At 41.8% G+C, this 21,319-nt stretch carries 18 protein-coding genes and 4 tRNA genes; 8 read left to right on the forward strand and 14 right to left on the reverse strand.

Translation table 11 applies throughout. The features are described from left to right. Nucleotides 1-188 precede the first annotated feature (188 nt). The 3 genes from F824_RS0111620 to F824_RS0111630 are packed head-to-tail and all read left to right on the forward strand — an operon-like array spanning nt 189 to nt 3,408. The gene (locus F824_RS0111620) at nt 189-1,871 is read left to right on the forward strand and encodes a GMC oxidoreductase (RefSeq protein WP_019598067.1); all 1,683 of its coding nucleotides are present in this window, start codon (nt 189-191) and stop codon (nt 1,869-1,871) included. 18 nt (nt 1,872-1,889) lie between these two features. Continuing rightward, nucleotides 1,890-2,447 (forward strand): gluconate 2-dehydrogenase subunit 3 family protein, encoded by a 558-nt coding sequence (locus F824_RS0111625; protein WP_019598068.1) that lies wholly within the window; start codon nt 1,890-1,892, stop codon nt 2,445-2,447. Between the two features lie 58 nt (nt 2,448-2,505). Then, a complete protein-coding gene (locus F824_RS0111630; RefSeq protein WP_019598069.1) occupies nt 2,506-3,408 on the forward strand; it encodes a sugar phosphate isomerase/epimerase family protein in 903 nt (300 codons plus the stop codon). Nucleotides 3,409-3,677: 269 nt separating this feature from the next. Here the strand turns inward: F824_RS0111630 and F824_RS0111635 are convergent, their stop codons facing one another. The 5 genes from F824_RS0111635 to F824_RS0111660 form a co-directional block, all read right to left on the reverse strand. After that, nucleotides 3,678-4,346, reverse strand: a complete 669-nt coding sequence (locus tag F824_RS0111635; RefSeq protein WP_026333662.1) for an MCP four helix bundle domain-containing protein — start codon at nt 4,344-4,346, stop codon at nt 3,678-3,680. 247 nt (nt 4,347-4,593) lie between these two features. After that, nucleotides 4,594-4,666: transfer RNA gene (locus F824_RS0111645), tRNA-Lys, on the reverse strand. Between the two features lie 228 nt (nt 4,667-4,894). After that, nucleotides 4,895-4,968 (reverse strand) — tRNA-Arg (locus F824_RS0111650). Nucleotides 4,969-4,982: 14 nt separating this feature from the next. Then, nucleotides 4,983-5,056: transfer RNA gene (locus F824_RS0111655), tRNA-Pro, on the reverse strand. A gap of 47 nt (nt 5,057-5,103) precedes the next feature. After that, nucleotides 5,104-5,176 (reverse strand) — tRNA-Lys (locus tag F824_RS0111660). A gap of 171 nt (nt 5,177-5,347) precedes the next feature. Between F824_RS0111660 and F824_RS0111665 the strand changes: the two genes are divergently transcribed. After that, the gene (locus F824_RS0111665; protein ID WP_019598072.1) at nt 5,348-6,076 is read left to right on the forward strand and encodes an SH3 domain-containing protein; all 729 of its coding nucleotides are present in this window, start codon (nt 5,348-5,350) and stop codon (nt 6,074-6,076) included. Nucleotides 6,077-6,187: 111 nt separating this feature from the next. After that, nucleotides 6,188-6,763, forward strand: a complete 576-nt coding sequence (locus tag F824_RS26805) for a pyridoxamine 5'-phosphate oxidase family protein (RefSeq protein WP_019598073.1) — start codon at nt 6,188-6,190, stop codon at nt 6,761-6,763. Nucleotides 6,764-6,928: 165 nt separating this feature from the next. On the opposite strand, the gene F824_RS0111675 is transcribed toward F824_RS26805, so the two are convergent. The 7 genes from F824_RS0111675 to F824_RS0111710 all read right to left on the reverse strand — a co-directional run bounded on the left by F824_RS0111675 (nt 6,929) and on the right by F824_RS0111710 (nt 14,239). Beyond that, nucleotides 6,929-7,585 (reverse strand): hypothetical protein, encoded by a 657-nt coding sequence (locus tag F824_RS0111675; RefSeq protein WP_026333663.1) that lies wholly within the window; start codon nt 7,583-7,585, stop codon nt 6,929-6,931. A 178-nt stretch (nt 7,586-7,763) separates the two neighbouring features. Beyond that, nucleotides 7,764-8,768 carry a type I glyceraldehyde-3-phosphate dehydrogenase gene (gene gap, locus F824_RS0111680; protein WP_019598075.1) on the reverse strand — a complete coding sequence of 335 codons (1,005 nt, stop codon included), beginning with the start codon at nt 8,766-8,768 and terminating at the stop codon, nt 7,764-7,766. 443 nt (nt 8,769-9,211) lie between these two features. Then, on the reverse strand, nt 9,212-11,446 hold the full coding sequence (locus F824_RS0111685; RefSeq protein ID WP_019598076.1) for an NADP-dependent isocitrate dehydrogenase: 2,235 nt from the start codon (nt 11,444-11,446) through the stop codon (nt 9,212-9,214). A gap of 210 nt (nt 11,447-11,656) precedes the next feature. Then, nucleotides 11,657-12,463 (reverse strand): amidohydrolase, encoded by an 807-nt coding sequence (locus tag F824_RS0111695; protein WP_031327301.1) that lies wholly within the window; start codon nt 12,461-12,463, stop codon nt 11,657-11,659. 53 nt (nt 12,464-12,516) lie between these two features. Next, nucleotides 12,517-13,071 (reverse strand): peptide deformylase, encoded by a 555-nt coding sequence (gene def / locus F824_RS0111700; protein WP_019598078.1) that lies wholly within the window; start codon nt 13,069-13,071, stop codon nt 12,517-12,519. After that, nucleotides 13,068-13,481, reverse strand: a complete 414-nt coding sequence (ruvX, locus tag F824_RS0111705) for a Holliday junction resolvase RuvX (protein ID WP_019598079.1) — start codon at nt 13,479-13,481, stop codon at nt 13,068-13,070. Before ruvX ends, def begins: the two co-directional genes overlap by 4 nt. Continuing rightward, nucleotides 13,481-14,239, reverse strand: coding sequence for a regulator of cell morphogenesis and NO signaling (locus tag F824_RS0111710; RefSeq protein ID WP_019598080.1), 759 nt, complete (start codon nt 14,237-14,239; stop codon nt 13,481-13,483). The genes ruvX and F824_RS0111710 overlap by 1 nt, the downstream gene beginning before the upstream one ends. Before the next feature lie 169 nt (nt 14,240-14,408). Between F824_RS0111710 and F824_RS0111715 the strand changes: the two genes are divergently transcribed. Continuing rightward, on the forward strand, nt 14,409-16,046 hold the full coding sequence (locus tag F824_RS0111715) for a S41 family peptidase (RefSeq protein WP_019598081.1): 1,638 nt from the start codon (nt 14,409-14,411) through the stop codon (nt 16,044-16,046). A 177-nt stretch (nt 16,047-16,223) separates the two neighbouring features. Continuing rightward, a complete protein-coding gene (locus tag F824_RS0111725; RefSeq protein ID WP_019598083.1) occupies nt 16,224-16,670 on the forward strand; it encodes a VOC family protein in 447 nt (148 codons plus the stop codon). A 38-nt stretch (nt 16,671-16,708) separates the two neighbouring features. On the opposite strand, the gene F824_RS0111730 is transcribed toward F824_RS0111725, so the two are convergent. Next, complete coding sequence (locus F824_RS0111730) at nt 16,709-18,667, reverse strand: M1 family metallopeptidase (protein ID WP_019598084.1); 1,959 nt, start codon at nt 18,665-18,667, stop codon at nt 16,709-16,711. Nucleotides 18,668-18,837: 170 nt separating this feature from the next. Here F824_RS0111730 and F824_RS0111735 point away from each other — a divergent pair, with 170 nt between their 5' ends. Next, the gene (locus F824_RS0111735; RefSeq protein ID WP_026333666.1) at nt 18,838-20,679 is read left to right on the forward strand and encodes a TonB-dependent receptor plug domain-containing protein; all 1,842 of its coding nucleotides are present in this window, start codon (nt 18,838-18,840) and stop codon (nt 20,677-20,679) included. Nucleotides 20,680-20,918: 239 nt separating this feature from the next. Here F824_RS0111735 and F824_RS0111740 read toward each other — a convergent pair whose 3' ends face one another. Then, nucleotides 20,919-21,188, reverse strand: a complete 270-nt coding sequence (locus F824_RS0111740) for a GIY-YIG nuclease family protein (protein WP_019598086.1) — start codon at nt 21,186-21,188, stop codon at nt 20,919-20,921. Nucleotides 21,189-21,319: the final 131 nt, after the last annotated feature.

The following is a 21,319-nucleotide window of genomic DNA, read 5'->3' on the forward strand; positions in this document are numbered from 1 at the left end:
TGACAAAAGGAAATCCAAAGTTTCTTTCACCTCTAAGTCATTCCATCCAAATCTATTTGGATTTTGGAGAAAAAGGAAATAATTTACCTACCCTTTCCCAACAGAAACAGCAAATGGGACTTCATGGAGAAATGAAATCCTTCTTAAAACAACATAAAAATTAATTTGAAGTAGACAAACATATAATTATGGCAAATCAATCGTATGATGCAATCGTTGTCGGTTCCGGAATCAGTGGAGGTTGGGCGGCAAAAGAATTGACGGAAAAAGGACTCAAGGTCTTATTGTTGGAAAGAGGACCAAACGTGGAGCATGTCAAAGATTACAAGACAGCCACCACTCCCCCTTGGGAAATCCCCCACAGAGGCAGAAGGACAGTGGAAATGATAGAAAATCATCCCAATCTGAAAAGGGATTATGTTTTGAATGAACTGAATCTGGACTGGTGGGCACACGAATCAGACTCCCCCTACATTGAAAAAAAGCCATTCACTTGGTTTAGAGGATACCAAGTCGGTGGAAGATCCCTGCTTTGGGGACGCCAAAGCTATCGCTTGTCAGACATTGACTTCAATGCCAATTTGAAGGAGGGAATTGCCGTAGATTGGCCTGTGAGATATAAGGATTTGGCTCCCTGGTACAGTTACGTGGAGAAATTTGCAGGTATTTCCGGAAACAAGGATGGCCTAGCCCTTCTTCCAGACGGAGAATTCCAACCGCCAATGGACTTGAACTGTGTAGAAAAGGATGTAGCCGAAAGAATCAAAAACTATTACAAAGGTGCCAGACTGATGACCATCGGTAGGGTTGCCAATTTGACCCAACCCCTGGAAGGAAGGGTTCAATGTCAATACAGAAACAAATGCTGGTTAGGCTGCCCATTTGGGGGATATTTCAGCACCCAATCCTCTACGCTTCCTGCAGCGATGAAAACGGGCAATCTGACTTTAAGACCAATGTCCATTGTCACCAGATTGATCTATGACAAAGACAGCAAAAAAGCTACGGGAGTTGAGGTTTTGGATTCAGAAACCAACCAGACCGTAGAGTACGATGCAAAAATCGTATTCCTTTGCGCTTCCGCTTTTAACTCCACTGCCATCCTCATGCGGACTGCCACAGACATCTGGCCAGAAGGTTTGGGAAGTAGTTCCGGAGAATTGGGCCACAATGTAATGGATCACCATTTCAGATTGGGAGCCAACGGAACCATGGAAGGTTATGAGGATAAATATCTTTTTGGCAGAAGGCCAAACGGGATCTACATTCCAAGATTCCGAAATGTGGAAGGCGAGCAGCCCCGAGACTACATCAGAGGTTTTGGTTATCAAGGTGGCGCCAGCAGAAGCGGATGGAGCAGAAACGTTGCAGAAATCAACTTTGGAGCCCCTATGAAAGAGGCGCTCAGCGAGCCAGGACCTTGGAGCATGGGCATAACTGCATTTGGTGAGATCCTACCTTACCATGAAAACACCATCAAACTCAGTGCTACAGAAAAGGACAAATGGGGTTTATCCATCTTGGAAATGGATGCGGAAATCAAGGACAACGAAAAGAAAATGCGTGTGGACATGATGAACGATGCAGTGGAAATGCTGGAAGCTGCTGGAATGAAAAATGTGAAGGGCTTTGATGCCGGCTACACTTTTGGTCAAGGAATCCATGAAATGGGAACCGCCAGAATGGGTAGGGATCCAAAAACTTCTGTGTTGAATGGCAACAACCAGGTTTGGGACGCCAAGAACGTGTTCGTGACAGATGGTGCCGCAATGACTTCTGCGGCAGCACAGAATCCGTCATTGACTTATATGGCTTTGACAGCAAGGGCAGTAAGCTTTGCTGTGGAAGAAATGAAAAAAGGCAATTTATAATCTTAAAAGGAATTTATTATGGCAATGAATAGAAGAGATGCATTGAAAAGCTTTGTCTTGATGATGGGCGGAACGATGGTCGGTGCAAATGTCCTTTTGACAGGCTGCTCCCCTGAGAATCAAATCGTAGGCCTTGAATTCTCCCCAGAGGACATATCGTTCCTGGATGAGGTCGGAGAAGCCATCATTCCCGCAACAGATACTCCAGGAGCCAAAGCTGTTGGTATCGGTCAATTCATGGTGATGATGGTAAAAGAAACCTACAGCGGTGAACAACAGGAATCCTTCGTCTCTGGATTGAACATGATCAAAACCGACTTCAAAAAAGTAAACGGGAGTAAATTCATGGAAGCCACTCAGGAAGAAAGAACTGCATACCTGAATGAGCTTAACCAAAAAGCGATGACCAGTGAGGACAATGAGCCAAAAGTGATTGGGATGTTGAAAGACCTGACGATCTTGGGTTATTTCACCTCTGAAATTGGCGCCACCCAACAACTTCGCTACGTGGAAGCGCCTGGCAGGTTTGATGGATGTGCCGACTACAAAAAAGGTGACCGCGCATATGCCCTCTAATGCTAACTTAAAAATCAAGAGACTGCTTTTCCAGCAGTCTCTTTTAATTTAACCCAACATGAAAAACAGAAGAAAATTCATTCAATTGAGCACTGCCCTGGGTGTGGGAGCTTTCCTTCCTTTCCAATTTTGCACCCCCAAAAAAGAAAATGAGGGCACCGCAGTAACACCGGCGATTGGTGCGGCAAAGGGGACCTTGTCAGCATTCGGCCTTCAACTCTATTCGGTCAAAGAGAACATGGCGGAGAATGCCGTGGAAACCATCAAATCCATCGCAGGATATGGATACAAACAGATCGAAGGATTCGATGGGGGAAAAGGAATCTTTTGGGGCATGAAAAACACCGAGTTCAAGAGCATGACCGATTCCCTTGGCTTGGATTTTATAGCTTCTCATGCGAACACCTTTGAAAACCTGGAAAAACAAGCCGCAGAAGCTGGTGCCATCGGCATGAAGTACCTCATCTGTCCCTACATCGGTCCGCAGAAAAAGATGGATGATTTCAAGAAATTCGCGGATGACTTTAACAGAATAGGCCAAGTCTGCAAGGACAATGGGTTGAGATTCGCTTACCATAATCATGGCTACACCTTTATGGATCTTGAAGGGCAGGTTCCTCAGGATTATTTACTGGAAAACACAGACCCTGAATTGGTGGATTTTGAAATGGATATTTATTGGGTTAAGACTGCCGGCTATGACCCCATCCAGTACTTACAAAAATACCCAAACCGGTTTACTCTGGGACATGTAAAGGACAAAGACGGAAGTATTGATCTAACAGCACCAAACGGATCCACGCTCATCGGCACTGGAACCTTGGATTTTTCAAACATCCTGAGAAAAGGCATGGACAATGGAATGAAATATTTCATCGTGGAACAAGAACGATTTGAGGGAACAAATCCAATGGAAGCTGCTGAAAAAAATGCAAATTATATGAAAGCGCTCGTTTTCTAGAATTCTTTAGATACAAAGATCCCGCTGACATACTTGGTCCAAAAACCCCTATTCTCCATGCATATGGAAAGGAACAAAAGGCCACTTTGGTCAGCGGGATTTTAAATTAGAAATCTGACTCTAAGCTTTTCTTCCTGATTAAGGATTCTCAGTCATTCCCGGGCTTGAAGTCGGGAAAACTCAAGCTTTTTGAGACACATTGGTGATTCCAACTGGACTATTATATCTAGGGCCGAAATGGCGACCTTCTCACAGCTTCCTTAAAAATCTTAATATTCCTCTTCCTCATCCTCTATGGCGGACTTGATTTTACGGGTGGTATAGATGAGAAGGTAGATCAAGATCAAAAGAATAACCAAAGCAGCCACTTCAAATTGAGCCCATATCCTCGATTTATTTACAACTTTGGATGAATTCATCGCCAATTTCCTTCCTTCTTCAATTTGGATTTGGGATAGCTTTTCCAAGTCAAGAATTGCTCTTTCAATAGCGGAATTGTATTCCTCCACTTTTTTCTGGTTGATTCCTGTCTCTTCTGAATACAAAAAATTATAATCAGATATTCTTAGGTTATTTTCAATAATACTTCTAAAACTAGTCAAAAACTCATCCTCAGGTTTAGTGAGGTTTGTTTTTTCAAATGTATCGACAGTTTTAAGAATGTTTTCTTCGTATGCCACAATCTCGGCAAGGACGTTGCTGTAATCACTTTCCTGTTGGCAATGATTTACAAGCAATTTGATCCTAAAAAGATTTTCCGAAATGGAAAAAATATAGCTCTCTACCACCAACCTGTCCTCATAGACGGACACAAAAGCTTCTCCAAGTTCATTGAAATACCTGCGCTCCAGAAAATTTTTTCCGAAAATCAGCATTAGAATAAAAGTGAGCGCTATGGCGAATTTAAGTTTGTTGTTAACGGATTTTGGGGAACTCATCTTTTATTGTTGGATTTGTTAGCGTTCAGTCACTCGTATTTTATTCCGAAATTCAAAAATTGAATAAAGTGAAAGTAATCAAGAATTACAAATTTAAAAATGTAAATGAGGGAATGAAATCAATAAAAAAAGCAAAACAAAAAAGCCTTTGACGAATCAAAGGCTTTTTTGTTTTTGAACTTGAATGAATTACCAGATTTTTAAAATCTGGAGAAATAGGTGATTGAAACCATCCGTTTCATTTGTGTGATCCCGCTGGGATTCGAACCCAGGACCCATACATTAAAAGTGTATTGCTCTACCAGCTGAGCTACGGAATCATAGTTATTAATTTACTTGAAAATCCTTTTGATTTTCAATCACTCTTTGGCTTCTCACAACATGCCTAGGGCAAAATTGTTTTTGGCGTCCCAAACAAAAACTGTAATTCTACAACATTGTTCACAATTGAATTGGACAACTGGAAACAAATCGTTATAATAGATTTGTGCTTGGTATTTCAACAAGAGTTTGGAATACAAATTCTTTGATTTGGGGATCAAGAATTGTGATCCTGTCAGGGATCGAACCTGAAACCTACTGCTTAGAAGGCAGTTGCTCTATCCAATTGAGCTACAGGACCATGCCATTGTTTTGTCGGGGTGGCAGGATTCGAACCTACGACCTCCTCGTCCCAAACGAGGCGCGATACCGGGCTACGCTACACCCCGAGCAATTACTTTCCAATACTTTGAGCAAACTCCTTATGAGTTTGTAGTGATCCCGCTGGGATTCGAACCCAGGACCCATACATTAAAAGTGTATTGCTCTACCAGCTGAGCTACGGAATCAAGTAGAAATTTCGATGCGAAAACCCTTTCGATTTTCAAGTTTAACATTCTTAAAAGGCCTTCCAAATTAATTCAGGTGACTTTTCAATCCAATACTCTTTCTTGACAAGGCTTGTTTTTTTTCTAATCTTTGTCGTTATTGGACTGCAAATTTAAGCCTACATTTTCAAAATGCCAAACCTAAATCGAATCTTTCTTACAAAATTTACAATATTTTTATTCGCTTTTTCACAAAGCTTTAATTGTCAAGCCAATATATCCAAGCTTCAAAACGCGGATTCTTTGTTTAGCAGCAAGAATTACCAAGAAGCGATGATTGGTTACGAGGAGATCCTTGAAAAAGACGAATCTTTCTCTTCTGCGATGCTACTGAAGATGGCTTTTATCTCAGAAGGGAAGGGCGATTTTGCAAAAGCAAGTTTCTTTTTGACCAAATATTATGATGTCAATCCCAACCCAAGAGTCATCACCAAAATCAAATCATTGACACAACAAACCAATCTGGTTGGCTATGATCTCAGTGATAGGGATCGCTTTTTTAAATTCCTGACAGACCTACGAGAAGAAATCACTGCGGCTTTGGCTCTGTTGCTGATTATCTCCCTGATACTTTTGGTAATTTTCAAAAGCAAAGCCAATAAACCTAAATATTACCTTCCAACAGCTGTCCTTTTGATCCTGGTTTTTGTGTCCAACAATTTTCTCGTGGGAAAACCAAGGGGAATTGTGACGGGAAGCCCCACCCTGATAATGGACAGGCCGACCGCAGGTGGCAATTTGATTGTGAATGTAGATCCCGGCCATAGAGTGATCATCAAGTCCTCCAAGGACATTTGGTATGAAATCAAATGGGGAGATAAAATCGGCTACGTGAAAAAGGAAAACATCACGCGATTGTAAATCGGATCAATATAGCTGTCATCCCTCAAAAGGATATGCGGAAACCAAATAGCTCCAAGAACCAAAGGGCTTATACCCCTTTGGTCAACCAGGAAAACCCCTTGAATTAAAATGATTGAAAAATCTTTGATTTCGCTTGAAAATGAAATTTGGGACGCGCTACACGCGGCAGTTTCTGATCCACAAGACCCTTTGAGGACTGTTTGCCTGAGCACCACAGGAATGGATAGTTTTCCAGAATCCAGAATTGTAGTGCTGAGACGTGCCTATCATGCGTCAAAAACCATTGAAATCCACACCGACAGCAGGTCTGAAAAGTACCGGCAATTGATTTCCAACCCAAATGCCTCTCTCCTCTTCTACGACCCTAAAAATCAACGTCAGGTGAGGATGCGGGCAGCAGCCATGATAGACCATCAAAATCCTGTTTCATTTCAGGTTTTGGACACCCTATCTGCCCATGGAAAGAATTTATATGGATTAGACACAGATCCGGGAACAAAAGGAAAAATTGATATCCAAAAATCCGCAAACTATGTCGAAGAAAACTCCAAAAAACATTTTGTTGTCATCAGGTTAAAAATTCTATCGATTGACTTTTTAGAACTGAATCGGGCTTTTCACAAGAGGGCTATTTTAAGCTATCAGGACAATTCTTTGGTTTCAGCCAGTTGGATGATGCCGTAGCCAAAAAAAGGATTAACTGGCTGACCGTTCTCTTGCATTCGAACAATCCAACCGCATGACGTTCCCTATGCTTTCAGAATCGCTTACGATATTTCCCGAAAAATAAGTGCTGAGAATTTGAGCAGAAAAACTTTGATGCCCTTTTTCACAAAATCGCAAGCTGAATTATTTACCCAAAGCTTCTTGGATACTTAAAATTTGACTTGGCGACATGTACAGATTCCTGATTTTGTCTTTATAAGCCTCTTCGAAGTTATCATTGTTGAGGATGAAATTTTTATTGGCGACAATCTGATGTCCCATACCGCAACCGATCGCATATCCATCTGCGGTCAATTCCGCTTCAATCACTTTTTTGTCAGACAACATGTATTTGACCCCAAAACGCATCATCCCGGTGGTGCTTCTGTCCAAATAATCCATGATATGCCCCAATTCATGACCAATCCAACCCACTAGGGCATCATAAGGCACTTCCTCTATGGGAATACTTTTATCCTCAAAATCCAAATACCTCGTGATATTGATTTTATACTTTCTGTTCTCTTTGGTATCCACGATCAAAGAAAACATCCTGGGTTGTGCCTGCATGATGGATCCGCTGATTTTATCTTTAAACGCAAAGGTTATGTCCACTTCCGCTAACTCCGGAAAATAGGACAATGCCTGCATTACGGGTTTTTTTATTTCTTCAGGGATAACCTTGTTCTGTAAATAGCTTGAATCGGCAGCGCTTTCAAGAATTTCTTGATCAATTCCAGAAGGATATTGATGTTCGATAGGCATTCCTGATAGGATAAGCCAAAGGAAGAGAGAATGCATGGGTAATGAGTTTGGATGACAGCTTATATTAAGAAAAAAACGAGCCAAAAGCTAAAAACCCTTTGAATAAAAAAAATAAAATCCCACAAAGCCAAAAATCAGTCCTTGTCAAAATTGACGAAATCCTGGTATTTTGCTTTTGTGGGATGTAAATCAAATCAGGGCATTGCCCTTTTGATTATTTTTTGGCGATGTAAGCCAATAAGTCAACAACTTTGTGTGAATAACCCCACTCGTTGTCATACCAAGAAACTACTTTCACGAAAGTATTGCTCAATTGGATGCCCGCGCCTGCATCAAATATAGAAGTTCTAGAGTCTCCCAAGAAATCTGTGGAAACAACTTGATCTTCAGTATATCCAAGAATTCCTTTTAGGGTCGTCTCAGAAGCTTCTTTCATCTTAGCACAGATTTCTTCATAGGTCGCAGGATTTTTCAACCTTACGGTCAAATCCACCACTGAAACGTTTGGAGTTGGAACCCTAAATGCCATTCCTGTAAGTTTACCATTCAGCTCAGGAATTACTTTCCCAACGGCTTTGGCCGCTCCTGTTGAGGAAGGGATGATGTTTTGGCTTGCACCTCTACCACCTCTCCAGTCTTTGGCCGAAGGACCATCAACAGTTTTTTGGGTAGCTGTAGTAGCATGTACTGTGGTCATAAGACCTTCTTCGATTCCCCAGTTGTCATTCAATACCTTGGCCAAAGGCGCCAAGCAATTGGTAGTACAAGAGGCATTGGAAACGAAATTCATGTCCGTGGTATATTTGGATTCGTTTACACCCATGACGAACATGGGCGTATCATCCTTAGATGGCGCAGACATGATTACTTTTTTGGCTCCTGCATCAAGGTGACCTTGTGCAGTTTCTTTGGTAAGGAAAATACCAGTGGATTCAACAACATAATCCGCTCCAACTTCACCCCACTTAAGGTTTGCTGGGCTTTTTTCAGCGGTAACTCTGATTTCATTGCCATTGACGATCAATTTACCATCCTTAACTTCAACAGAACCGTCGAATTTTCCATGGGTAGAATCATATTTTAGCATATAAGCCATATAATCCACATCGATCAGGTCATTGATAGCGACTACCTGAATGTCATCTCTTTGTTGCGCTACTCTGAAAACCAATCTGCCGATTCGTCCAAATCCGTTGATTCCTACTTTAATTTTGCTCATAGTTATTGTATTTATTATTGTATAGGTTTGACCACAAAATTGATTGCATCAAAATGTAATTTTTTTTCCGCTCTAAAATAAAATGGCTTTTATAATCTTATAAATTTACCAATAATATCCCGGTCTCCAAAATTATCAAAGAATTGAAAATGACCGATTTAGTAAAACATAACATTACAATCGATTTCGTAATCAATTTTTTTAAAACAAAATATTGATTTTCAAGTGAATACTTAATTTTTTGATAAAAATCAATTTGCCCTGCGCCGACCTTTCAAACTAACGGCACTTACGGGGCTCATTGAAACATGAAGATGCAAAATCAGAAGCTGGATTTCCGCCTTTGCCAAAACACCAGAGGTTAGGGGGAATAAAAAAGGAGGCTGCAAATATGCCGCCTCCTTTTTCTTAATCAATGATTTTATATTTGAACCTTTGCTATTTTAATTTTTGATGCTTTCCAAAATGGAATTGAAAGTTTTGCTGGGACGCAATGCTTGGGCAGTTTTTTCGGCATTGGGCTTGTAATACCCCCCGATATCCATTTTAAAACCCTGTGCATCGTTGAGCTCCCCGACAATCTTCGTTTCGTTTTTGGCAAGTTCTTGAGCGAAATTGGAGAACTTATTTTTCAAATCCGCATCCTTTTCTTGAGCTGCCAAGGCTTCCGCCCAATAAAGTGCAAGATAAAAATGACTTCCCCTATTGTCCAGCTCTTTCACCTTTCTTGATGGAGATTTATCTTTTTCCAGGAATTTCCCAGTTGCTTGGTCGAGGGTTTCAGCGAGTACTTTTGCCTTCTGATTGCCAAAAGTGTTGGAGAGGTGCTCAAGCGAGACCGCAAGTGCCAAAAACTCTCCCAGTGAATCCCATCGAAGGTGGTTTTCCTCCAAAAACTGTTCTACGTGTTTTGGGGCAGACCCACCCGCACCAGTCTCAAAAAGACCTCCACCGTCCATCAATGGCACGATCGAGAGCATTTTTGCACTTGTACCCAACTCTAAAATCGGGAACAAGTCGGTCAGATAATCCCGAAGGACATTTCCGGTAACAGAAATCGTGTCCTTCCCTTCAATGATGCGTTCCAAGGAAACCCTTGTCGCTTCCACTGGGGTCAAAATCTGGATATCCAAACCAGTGGTGTCGTGTTGGGCAAGGTATCTCTTTACTTTTTTGGTCAATTCGATATCATGTGCCCTTTTATTATCCAACCAAAACAGTGTTGGCAATCCTGTGGCTTTGGCCCTATTGACAGCCAATTTCACCCAATCCTGGACTGGTGCATCCTTGGTCTGGCACATTCTCCAAATATCTCCGGAGGCTACTTCATGCTCGATCAAAACATTTCCCGATTCACTGACTACCCTGACCGTTCCATCTTGGGACATCACGAAGGTTTTGTCATGAGAACCATATTCTTCGGCTTTCTGGGCCATCAGTCCCACATTGGGGACACTTCCCATCGTCGCTGGATCAAATGCTCCATGCTTTTTGCAAAAATCAATGGTTTCTTGGTAGACTCCAGCATAGGCTCTGTCTGGAATGACGGCGATGGTGTCTTGAAGTTTGTTGTCTTTGTTCCACATCTTACCCGAAGTTCTGATCATGGCAGGCATGGACGCATCGACGATGACATCACTCGGGACATGGAGGTTGGTTATTCCCCTGTCAGAGTTGACCATGGCCAATCCAGGACCTTCTTCCAAGCAGTTCTGAATATCTGCTTCTATTTCTTGTTTCTTGTTCAAAGGAAGCTTCCCAAGGTTGGAAACCAAGTCCGCAAATCCATTATTGACGTCAACGCCGATTTCTTTCAATTCATTTTCATGTTTTTGAAATACAGGCGCAAAGAAGACCTTCACCGCATGTCCAAAAATCACCGGATCCGAAACCTTCATCATCGTGGCTTTCAGGTGTAAGGAAAACAATACCCCATCTTTTTTTGCAGCTTCTTTTTGGGCTTTAAAAAACGCATTGAGTTCTTTTATGCTCAACACAGATGCGTCAATGATTTCACCTTCTTTTAAGGCAAGATTGCTTTTGAGTTTTATGTTTTCTCCGGCAGTATTGACAAATTCAATGCTCACAGCAACGGATTTTTCCAAAGTCAATGATTTTTCACTTCCGTAAAAATCACCTTTGGTCATGCTGGCAACACGGGTTTTGGAATCTGCACTCCATTTCCCCATGCTATGGGGATTGTTTTTGGCATATTGCTTGACAGCAAGCGGTGCTCTTCTATCGGAATTGCCTTCCCTGAGAACGGGATTTACTGCACTTCCCTTTACTTTGTCATATTTGGATTGAATGGCTTTTTCCGCCTCTGTCTTGGGGGATTCCGGATAATTCGGCAATGCATAGCCTTGCTGCTGCAATTCCAAGATCGCTTCCTTTAACTGAGGGACTGAAGCGCTGATATTAGGCAATTTGACGATGTTGGCTTCCGGAGTTTTGGCAATTTCTCCAAGTTCTGCAAGATCGTCGTTGACACGCTGTTCGGGCTTTAGATATTCGGGAAATTGGGCAAGAATCCTCGCCGAAAGGGAAATATCCCGAGTCTCCACGACTACTCCCGCAGACTCCGTGAATGCTTTTACAATGGGCAAAAAAGAATAGGTGGCCAAGGCCGGTGCTTCATCAGTAAGGGTATAAAGAATTTTAGCTTTTTTAGCAGTCATTTTTTCTGATTTGTATGGTTAAATGGTTTTTCTTTTTGATTATTTGAGCCCACTCCTGATAGGTGAAGGACTCCCAAGCAATTTTAACATTTTGAAAAAGGATGATTTCTCATTGAAGCAATTCGCAAAGGGTGAAAGCCACAAATTTGGGCTAAAATACGGAAAATATCGCAGTTTCAAAGAATCGGCTCCTTGTGTAAGCCCCTTGTTTTATGAACGGATATCAAAATCGTCGGCATCCTTCCATGCCGGGAATTTTTCCCTGTAATGCTCCAGTTCTTGATGGTCCAGTTCCACTATGAGAATCTCTTCTTTTATTTCGGAGAAGGCGATTTGTGCCCCCTTGAAATCATAGGCACCAGAATGCCCTGAATAAGGAATTCCGTTTCCATCCTGCCCCACCCGATTGACACCAATGGCATAACTCAGGTTTTCCACTGCTCTTGCCTTGAGTAGAATGTCCCAGGCATTGATACGTGGACTTGGCCAATTGGCCACAAAAAGTACAAGATCATATTCAAAAGACCCATTTTCCATTCTGTTTCTTGTCCAAACCGGAAACCTAAGGTCGTAACAGATTTGCGGGAATACTTTCCATCCTTTCAGATCGAACGTGATTCGGCCCAAACCCATTGAAAAACTTTGATCTTCCTCAGCCATCCTAAAAAGGTGCCGCTTGTCGTACCAGGAGACATGGCCTTCAGGCGTAACCCATAGCAAGCGGTTGTAATAATTCGAGTTTTCCTTGATGATGATGCTTCCGGTCAAAACAGCATTGGTTTGGGCCGCCATTTGTTTCATCCATTTGCAGGTAGTGAAATTCATGGGTTCTGCCATTTCGGCTGCATCCATCGTAAATCCCGTGGAAAACATTTCCGGGAGAACAATCAAATCCACTTGTTGGTCTATGGTCCAGATTTTCTCCTCCAGCATCGCCAAGTTGGCCGTTACTCCCTTCCAAAAAAGATCGGTTTGGACCATTGCAATCTTCAAAAGTCCGATGTTAGGTTTTTCCATAAAATTCAGAAGTTCAAAAAAAAACCAATGGGAGATTCCCATTGGCAAAACTATTATCTCAAAGGATAGAGCATCCTGTAATCCGTGGAAATCCTTCCTTTACTGATGTCAATCAATTTGCTCTGCACCATTCTTTTTTTCAGGCCTTTCAAATAATCGATAAAAAGTATCCCTTCAAGATGGTCATATTCATGCTGGATTACCCTAGCAGTCATACCCGTAAACTCTTCTTCGCGAAGGGTCCAATTTTCGTCAAAATACTCTATGGTTAATTTTTCAGGCCTGATAATTTCAGCTCTTATTTCAGGAATACTCAGGCAGCCTTCCTCAAAACCAAAATGATCTCCATATTCATCGAGAATAATCGGATTGATAAAAGCTCTCCTCACGCCTACTTCGGCATCTTCTTCGTCCAGCATCAGACTGCTGTCAATGACAAAGAGCCTAATTCCTTGGTTGATTTGTGGGGCAGCAAGACCTACACCACTGGCATGATCCATCGTGGCGTACATGTCTTTGATGATGGTGGATAGATCATCCCCTTCCCGAATTTCTTCGGCTTCTTTTTTCAATATTGGGTTTCCGTATGCGACTATCGGATAAATCATAATTGTTCCAAATAGGATTGTAATATAATGGCAGCACTGATTTTATCCAGGTTGCCGGCTTTTTCTTTTCTGTCTTTTTTCTTGCTCCCCATCGTGATCATGCTTTGCATGGCCATTTTGGAGGTAAATCTTTCGTCTTCCAGTACCAGTTTTTTGTCTGGAAACATCTTGGACAAACGGTCCTTTAGGCTAATGACTCTGGGAGTCATTTCATTGTCGGAGCCGTCAAGTGATTTCGGATATCCCAAAACGATGGTTTCCACATCTTCTTTTTTGAAATAATCCGCCAAGAAGTCCATTAATTTTGGGGTCTCTACTGTTTCCAGAGGATTGGCCAAAATCTTTAGCGCATCGGTAACCGCAATTCCGGTCCGTTTGGTTCCCAAATCTATTGCTATCACCCTCCCCATCAATTGCTGTTAATTTTCTTTTTGATTTTTCTCAACACTTCCCTCTCCAACTCGACCGCCTTTGGAAACAAAAGCTGATCTTCGATTTGGGCGTGGATAATCAGTTCCCTCTCAAAATTCTGAAGCTCGTGGTACAAAACCTTCATGCTGATCGGAGCATCCAAAGGCAAGAAATAGTCCTTTGTCAACTTCCTGATACCTTCCATTTCATCGTCATGGGCTTCGTGCGCCTCGGCAAGGCGGGCCGTAGGACTTCCCTCCAAAATCATGATGGCATCCGTCAATCTATATTCATCCCTTTCTATTTCGTGCAACAATTGAATGCGCTTGAATAGCCTGTTTTCTTCTTCGTGGACATGATGGATAAAATCCTCCACAAAAAGGGGGAACATCATTCTTAAATCCGCCAGAATTGCTTCAAATTCGTTTTCCTGTTTGATTCCTGAAACCATACTGGACAAAAAAGGCAGTTCCTGTCTTAAAAAATAGTAGTGCTTTTTTTTGAGGTAGGCCACCAAGACTTCTATGGGGTGTAAATACAATTCTTCAGAAGTGGGTTCCTTTCTGTTGGCAATGGATTCCAGCTCCGAAACCAATTGATTCGCATTTACCTTGAATTTCTGACAAACCTCTTGGAGGGAATTTTCTTCGTAAAGGAAAAAACTGATTCCAAAGTAATGCAAAACCGATGCAAAGACATAATTTTCTGAAATCAGGTCTTTGATCGGGCTTTTATGAATATCTTTGGAATCCATCATAAATACAAAAGTAAAGTTTTTTGGGCTAATTTGGGCGAAATTCACTACCTAAATTGAATTTGTTGCGTTAATAAAAACGAAATGGTTTTAAATGTTGTTTAGAGTTAAATTCAACATCTTGAAATTGCCCTAATAAAAAAGAAAACCCCATTCAATAAAACAGGATAACGTGAGCGAAATCAAAAACACAAAATCGCAAATAAGACTTCCCATCATTCTTGCCTTGGCTATTTCTGCCGGCATTTGGATAGGGGCTACATTTGCGGAGCCAAAAACGGATCGGAATGATCTCAAAGCAGCCATCTATAAAGTTCAGGAAATCATTACTTACATCAATCGGGATTACGTAGACAGCGTGAACACCAACGAACTTGTGGAGTTTGGCATAAGCAAAATGCTTGAGAAGCTTGATCCGCATTCCAGCTACATCCCAGCAAGAGATGCAGTAGCGGCAAGATCCGAGTTGGAGGGCGCCTTTGACGGAATTGGTGTGGAATTTGGAATCATCAGAGACACTATTTATGTGGTTTCCCCGCTCACTGGTGGACCCTCTGAAAAGCTTGGCATCCAATCTGGTGATCAAATCATTGTAGTGGATGGAAAGACCGTCGCAGGCACAGGCATCACCAATAATGACGTTTTTAAATTGCTTAGAGGTCCAAATGGCAGCAAAGTCGCCGTGGACATCAAGAGAAAATCACAAAAGGATCTGATCCGGTTCGACATTATCAGGGACAAAATACCACAATACAGCGTCAATGCCTCTTACATGGTCAATGATGAAATCGGCTATATTAAAGTAACCCGTTTCGCAGCGACGACTTATGAAGAGTTTAAAAAGGCAGTTGTTGAGTTGAAGGAGCAGGGCATGAAAAAGCTGGTGCTCGATCTTCAAGGCAATCCAGGAGGATATATGGGAGCGGCAATCAGTATGGCTGACGAAATGCTCTCCAACAATGCTTTGATCGTTTCCCAGCAGGGGAAATTAAACCGATACAACCAAAAAGCCTATGCCGTGAAAAAAGGGAATTTCGAGGACGGTGCGGTGATTGTATTAATCAATGAGGGAAGTGCATCTGCCTCCGAAATCGTCGCCGGTGCCATCCAAGACAATGACCGTGGATTGATCGTCGGAAGAAGGTCATTCGGAAAGGGTTTGGTACAGTCTCCCATCGATTTGTCAGATGGAGCAGAATTGAGATTGACCATTGCCCGGTATTACACCCCTACTGGTCGATCTATCCAGAAGCCTTATGGAAAAGATCAAAAATACGAAATGGATTTTGCCAACAGATATGAACATGGAGAATTCTTCAGTGCCGATAGCATCAAATTCAATGATAGCTTGAAATACGAAACTCCCGCAGGAAGAATTGTCTATGGTGGCGGAGGTATTATGCCGGATTATTTTGTACCTCTTGACACGACCATGAGCAGCAGCTATGTCAATAGACTCTTCAATTCCAATGCAGGAAGAGAGTTTATCTTGGATTATCTTGATACAAACAAGAAAAAATTTGATGGAATGTCCTTTGAGGAGTATTACAAAAAATACCAGGTTTCTGAGGAGATGTTGCAATCATTGATCAAATTGGGTGAGAGTAAAAAAGTCAAATTCGAGGAGAAAGATTTCAATAAATCCAAAGCATACCTAAAAACTGTCATCAAAGCACAAATGGGTCAAAGTATTTATGGCGAAAATGCTTTCTACAAAGTGATAAATGACATCAATGAGGTTTACCTACGTGCAATAATGCTCTTTGATGAAGCAGAAAAATTAGCTTTCTCTCCTGAAAAAGCGGATTAAAATAAACGAATGTATCCTAGTACCAAAAAGTCGGTTTCAAAAACAATTGGAACCGACTTTTTATTTGGTATCAAATGAAAAGGTCAACACGGATGCTTGTCCTTTTTTAGATTCCATCCGGCTTTCCTTTTTTGGCGAAGTCAAAAAACATAACTTGGGTTTCTAAACCTAAAAGCCATGAAAAAGCTATTGATAAACCTTTCCCTGTTCATTGGATTATGTGTCATGAGTAACCCTGTATTTGCCCAAGGAAAAATCACGCATATCGCTGTTTACGTCAGCGACCTGAAAAAAAGCGCTGATTTTTATAGTAACGTTCTACAATTCGAGGAGATCGATGAGCCTTTTAAGGACGGCCTCCATGCCTGGTATGACATTGGAAACAATGTTGCCCTGCATATCATAGAAGCGCCGTGGGAACCGATTACTATCAACAAAATCAATCACCTTTGTTTTAGTGTGCAAGACATGGATGCTTTTATTGCCAATTTGGCTGTGCAAAAAATTGAATTTGAGGATTGGCCAGGCAATAAAAACCAGGTAAACATTCGCCCCGACGGGATCAAACAAATTTATTTCACTGATCCGGATGGTTACTGGATCGAAATCAACGATGACTATTAAAAACAAACAGCTGACCGGTTTCGGTCAGCTGTTTGTTTTTATTGTTGGTATATTTTCATTGGCCACCTGTCATTGGCCACATTGATATCCGTGATGATTTTATCAGGATCGATTTCCACAGCAACTACTTTTTTATCCACTTTGAGTAAATGGTTCCATTTGTTTCCCTTGAACCAAATCTCTACAGGCAGCATTTTTCGCTCTTTCTCTCCATCTTCATAGGTGATTTCCAAAAGTACGGGCATAGGCATTTCCCCTCGGCTTGAAAGTGCCACCACGTAATTGGCGCCATATGGATATACACCATCTATGGCCAAATCGATATTCGCATTGCTATAAAACCAACCTTTCCAAAACCAGTTCAAGTTTTCTCCGGCCACACTTTCCATGTGATTGAAGAAATCGTTGGGCTGGGGATGTTTGTAAGCCCACGTTTTGATGTATGAGCGGAAAGCCCTGTCAAAGCGCTCCTCTCCCAAAACATACTCCCGCAACATCACCAAGCCCAAGGCAGGCTTCATGTAGGCAATCATTCCTAGATTATTTGTCTGTGCTCTATCCGGGGCAGTGACGAGTGGTTCTCGTTCCTCATTTGTCAGCCAGCCAATATAATTCCGCGTTTGGATGAGGTCGTTGCTGTATTCTTCATTATTGAAGGCTTTGTTGCTGTAATAATTGATGAACGTATTGAAACCTTCGTCCATCCATGCATGTCTTCGCTCATTGCTTCCTACGATCATCGGGAACCAATTGTGGCCAAATTCATGGTCTGTCACTCCCCAGAGTGCTTCTCCCGTGGATTTCCAACTGCAAAAATTCACCCCAGGATATTCCATCCCGTTGATTTCGGCTGCCACGTTGACCGCCAATGGATAGGGGTATTCATACCACATTTCGGAGTAATGCTCTATGGATGCCTTGCTGTATTCGGTGGATCTACCCCAAGCACCTTCCCCATCAGATTCGATGGGATAGACGGATTGCGCCATCGCTTTTTTTCCGCTTGGCAGGTTAATGCGTGCCGCATCCCAGATGAATGACTTGGAAGAAGCAAAAGCCACATCACGGGCATTTTGAACCTTAAAGTGCCAAGTCATTGTACCTTCTTGTTTTGGTCTTGTTGTGGCAGGTTTATTTACCTGATCAGGACTGATGATATATACCCGCTCATCACTTTGGGAAGCTTTTTTCAGACTATCCTGTTGGATTTTGGTAAGCACCTGGCTTGGATTGATCAATTCCCCAGAACCAACGACAATGTGGTCGAAAGGAACGGTTATTTTATAATCAAAATCTCCATAACCCAAATAAAACTCTCCTGCGCCAAGATAGGGCTCCGTATTCCAACCACTGACGTCATCAAAAACAGCCAATCTTGGATACCATTGTGCCATGGCATAGATGGTTCCATCTTTCACTTTAAGCCTGCCCATTCTGTCCATCCCTTTTTGTGGGATTTTATACTCAAAATCCATGGAAACAGTCGCCTGACCACCATTGGCAGGAATCGGCTCTGCAAAAAACACTTGCATTCTGGTATCGTCTATCAGATATTCATTTGAAACAGATTTGTTTCTTCCCGACAATTGAGCTTTGACATTATTGATGGTATAACCTCCATCGGTATCCCCGTCATATCGATTTCCTTGGATCGGAGAAGTCAGCGTTCCTCTGGAGCTGTCGGTAAACCTGTTTTGCTCCAAATACAACCAGACGAAATCCAGTGCCTCAGGACTATTGTTTTTGTAAGTGATGGAAACACTCCCCTTCACCTTGTTATTTTCCTCATCCAGAGTCACCTCAATGGCATAATCCGCTCTGTTTTGCCAATAAAAAGGCCCAGGTTTCCCTGAGGCGGTACGGTATGCAGAACCTTGTCTGTATCCCAATTCAGTAAACGCTCCATCCTTATAGTCCTTGACCTGCTGGCCTTGAATGGAAAAGCAAATCAAAATAGTTGAAAAAAACAACAAAATTTTAAATCTCAATTGTCTCATATTTTTTAAAATAATAATGAATAATAAGGCTAAAATACAGATTCAATACGGAACAAAAAATCTAAATGTTCAAAGAAAGGAAAGTATATATGCCCATGAAAAGAATTCCGCTTGATTTGTTTTTAGAGGCAAAACAGCATTTATTTGTCCAAAATTCACCTACCTATTCAATGAGAAAAAGTTTACTCCTTTCCAGTTTGGTATTGTCTGCCCTTTCAGTCAATGCTCAAAATGATACAACAGCCATTGATCTTAAAGAGGTAATCATCCGAGAAAACAGGATTGAAATTCCCTTCAGCAAAGTATCTAGAAACATCAATGTTATCAACAGAAAAGATCTTGAGACCACTCCAGCCAGAAGTTTACAGGAAGTGCTCTCCTTCACTCCGGGGATAGACGTCAGGCAAAGAGGAATAAGCGGCGTACAAGGGGACATCGGGATCCGGGGAGGCAGCTTTGAACAAACCTTAATGCTTATCAATGGCATCAAACTCACCGACCCCCAGACTGGACACCATTTGATGAATGTCCCCATCCCATTGCAGGCCATACAAAGAGTGGAAGTTTTAAAAGGACCTGCCTCCCGTATTTATGGACAAAATGCCTATTCTGGCGCCATCAATGTGATCACCAATCTTCCCGAAAAGAAAAGTTTGAGCATTCAGGGATTTGGTGGTGACTTTGGGATGAGAGGTGGCAGTATTGTCTCCTCCTTACCCGTCGGGAAATACAAACAGACGCTTTCCATCTCTCACGATGCTGCAGACGGACATTGGTATAATTCTGATTTCAAAGTAACCAACCTCTTTTATGAAGGTGGCGTTGAATTGAATGAAAAGAACGAACTGAAGGCGATGATTGGTTATTCAGACCGATCCTTTGGTGCCAATGGTTTTTACACCAATTCTTTCCCTGATCAGTGGGAAAGCATCCAAACCCTTTTGTCCGCACTCAGCCATACCTATAGTTACCAAGATTTTAAACTTGAGACGAGGGGATATTGGAGAAGAACAAACGATGAATTCAGATTGAGAAGAAACGAGCCAGAATTTTTCACCAATCTCCACACCTCCGATGTTTTCGCATTGGAAGCAAATGGAAGCTATAAAAGCAAATATGGTGTGAGTGGTTTGGGATTGGAAGTGCGCCAAGAAAAGATAGAAAGCAGTAATCTCGGAATAAGAGATCGCGAATTTCTGGGGGTATTTGCCGAGCATAGGATTGAGTTTTCTGAAAAAGTAGATTTCAGGGCCGGCATTTATTCCAATTATTATAATGAATATGGTTGGAAGCATTTTCCCGGAGCGGAGATCGGCTACCAAATGAATGAAAATTCAAGATTGTATGCCAACTATGGTGCAAGCTTTAGGATTCCTTCCTTTACAGAACTTTATTATCAAGATCCAAGCAACGAAAGCAATCCCAACCTTTTGCCAGAAGAAGCCCAAAATTTTGAACTGGGATGGAAATTATCCAAAAGAAATATCAGGTTTGAAGCAGTCTATTTTATCCGCCACACCAACAACCTGATCGATTGGAACCGTGAACCGAGCGACATTTCTCCTAACCCAAATAAATGGACTCCTAGAAACATCAGTCAGGTTAATTTCCAGGGAATTGAAGCCGCCATCCAATACAGCCTAAATTCAGGCCCCAAAATGGCAAGAATCAAGGATGTTTCCCTAAGTTATAATTATATCAACGCCAACCTAGATCAAGCAGAGGGTTTGGAATCTAGATATGCGCTGAATTCATTACGCCACCAAGTCATTGGGGGAATCCAAATGGAGTTCTTGAAAAAATTGGAACTCAATGTGAAGTCGAGGTATATAGAAAGAATGTCCCTTGACCCCTATTTCCTTCTTGATGCGCGGGCAGACTACAACAGAATGAAAACCGTGGGATTCTTCGCCGAAGTTTCAAACATCACCAATACCGATTATGTAGAGGCTGGCTTTGTTCAGATGCCGGGAAGATGGTTTAAGGCTGGATTCTTAGTGAATCTCTATTGATCGTTAAACACTCATAAAATGATTGGGAAGCGTGAACCTGTGGTTTGCGCTTTTCTTTTGTAAAAACAAATCTTATAAAATTGGTCAGGCCAGAATATGTTTGCAAATTTTTGGATTACTGAAAAATGATATTTCGTCCTTAACAAAAAAAGCCTCGTTAAAGACATGTTTTGGTAATTTAAAGATTCGAACCCCCGACCCTTCCGTTTGAAACGGAATGTTCTGAAACAAATATCATTTCATAATTTGGAATCAGGCAAATGGCCTTTGATCAGCGCCTCAACCCTTGCTTTTGATTTCCAGGATTTGACTTCCAATTCTCGTCTATATGCCAAACTTTTTGTCCCGAAAGGTTCAAAATAAATCACCTCCCAATCATTTGACCGGCCGGTAAATCCTTTGTGATTGGAATTATGCTTCCTCAATCTTTCCTCCAAAACTTCACCGGTATGGCCTAAATAATATTTTTGAAGGATTCTGGAACTCAATATGTAAAAATGGTAGGCCATAAAATGAAAAAAGCCTCGTTAGAGGCATGTTTTGATAGTTTAAAGATCCGGGAACACAACCCTTCCGTTTGAAGTAGAATCTTCTGAATCAAATAATTGTGGGAGTTGAGGGATTCGAACCCCCGACCCTC

The organism is Rhodonellum psychrophilum GCM71 = DSM 17998 (genome assembly GCF_000381545.1).
GTDB lineage: Bacteria > Bacteroidota > Bacteroidia > Cytophagales > Cyclobacteriaceae > Rhodonellum > Rhodonellum psychrophilum.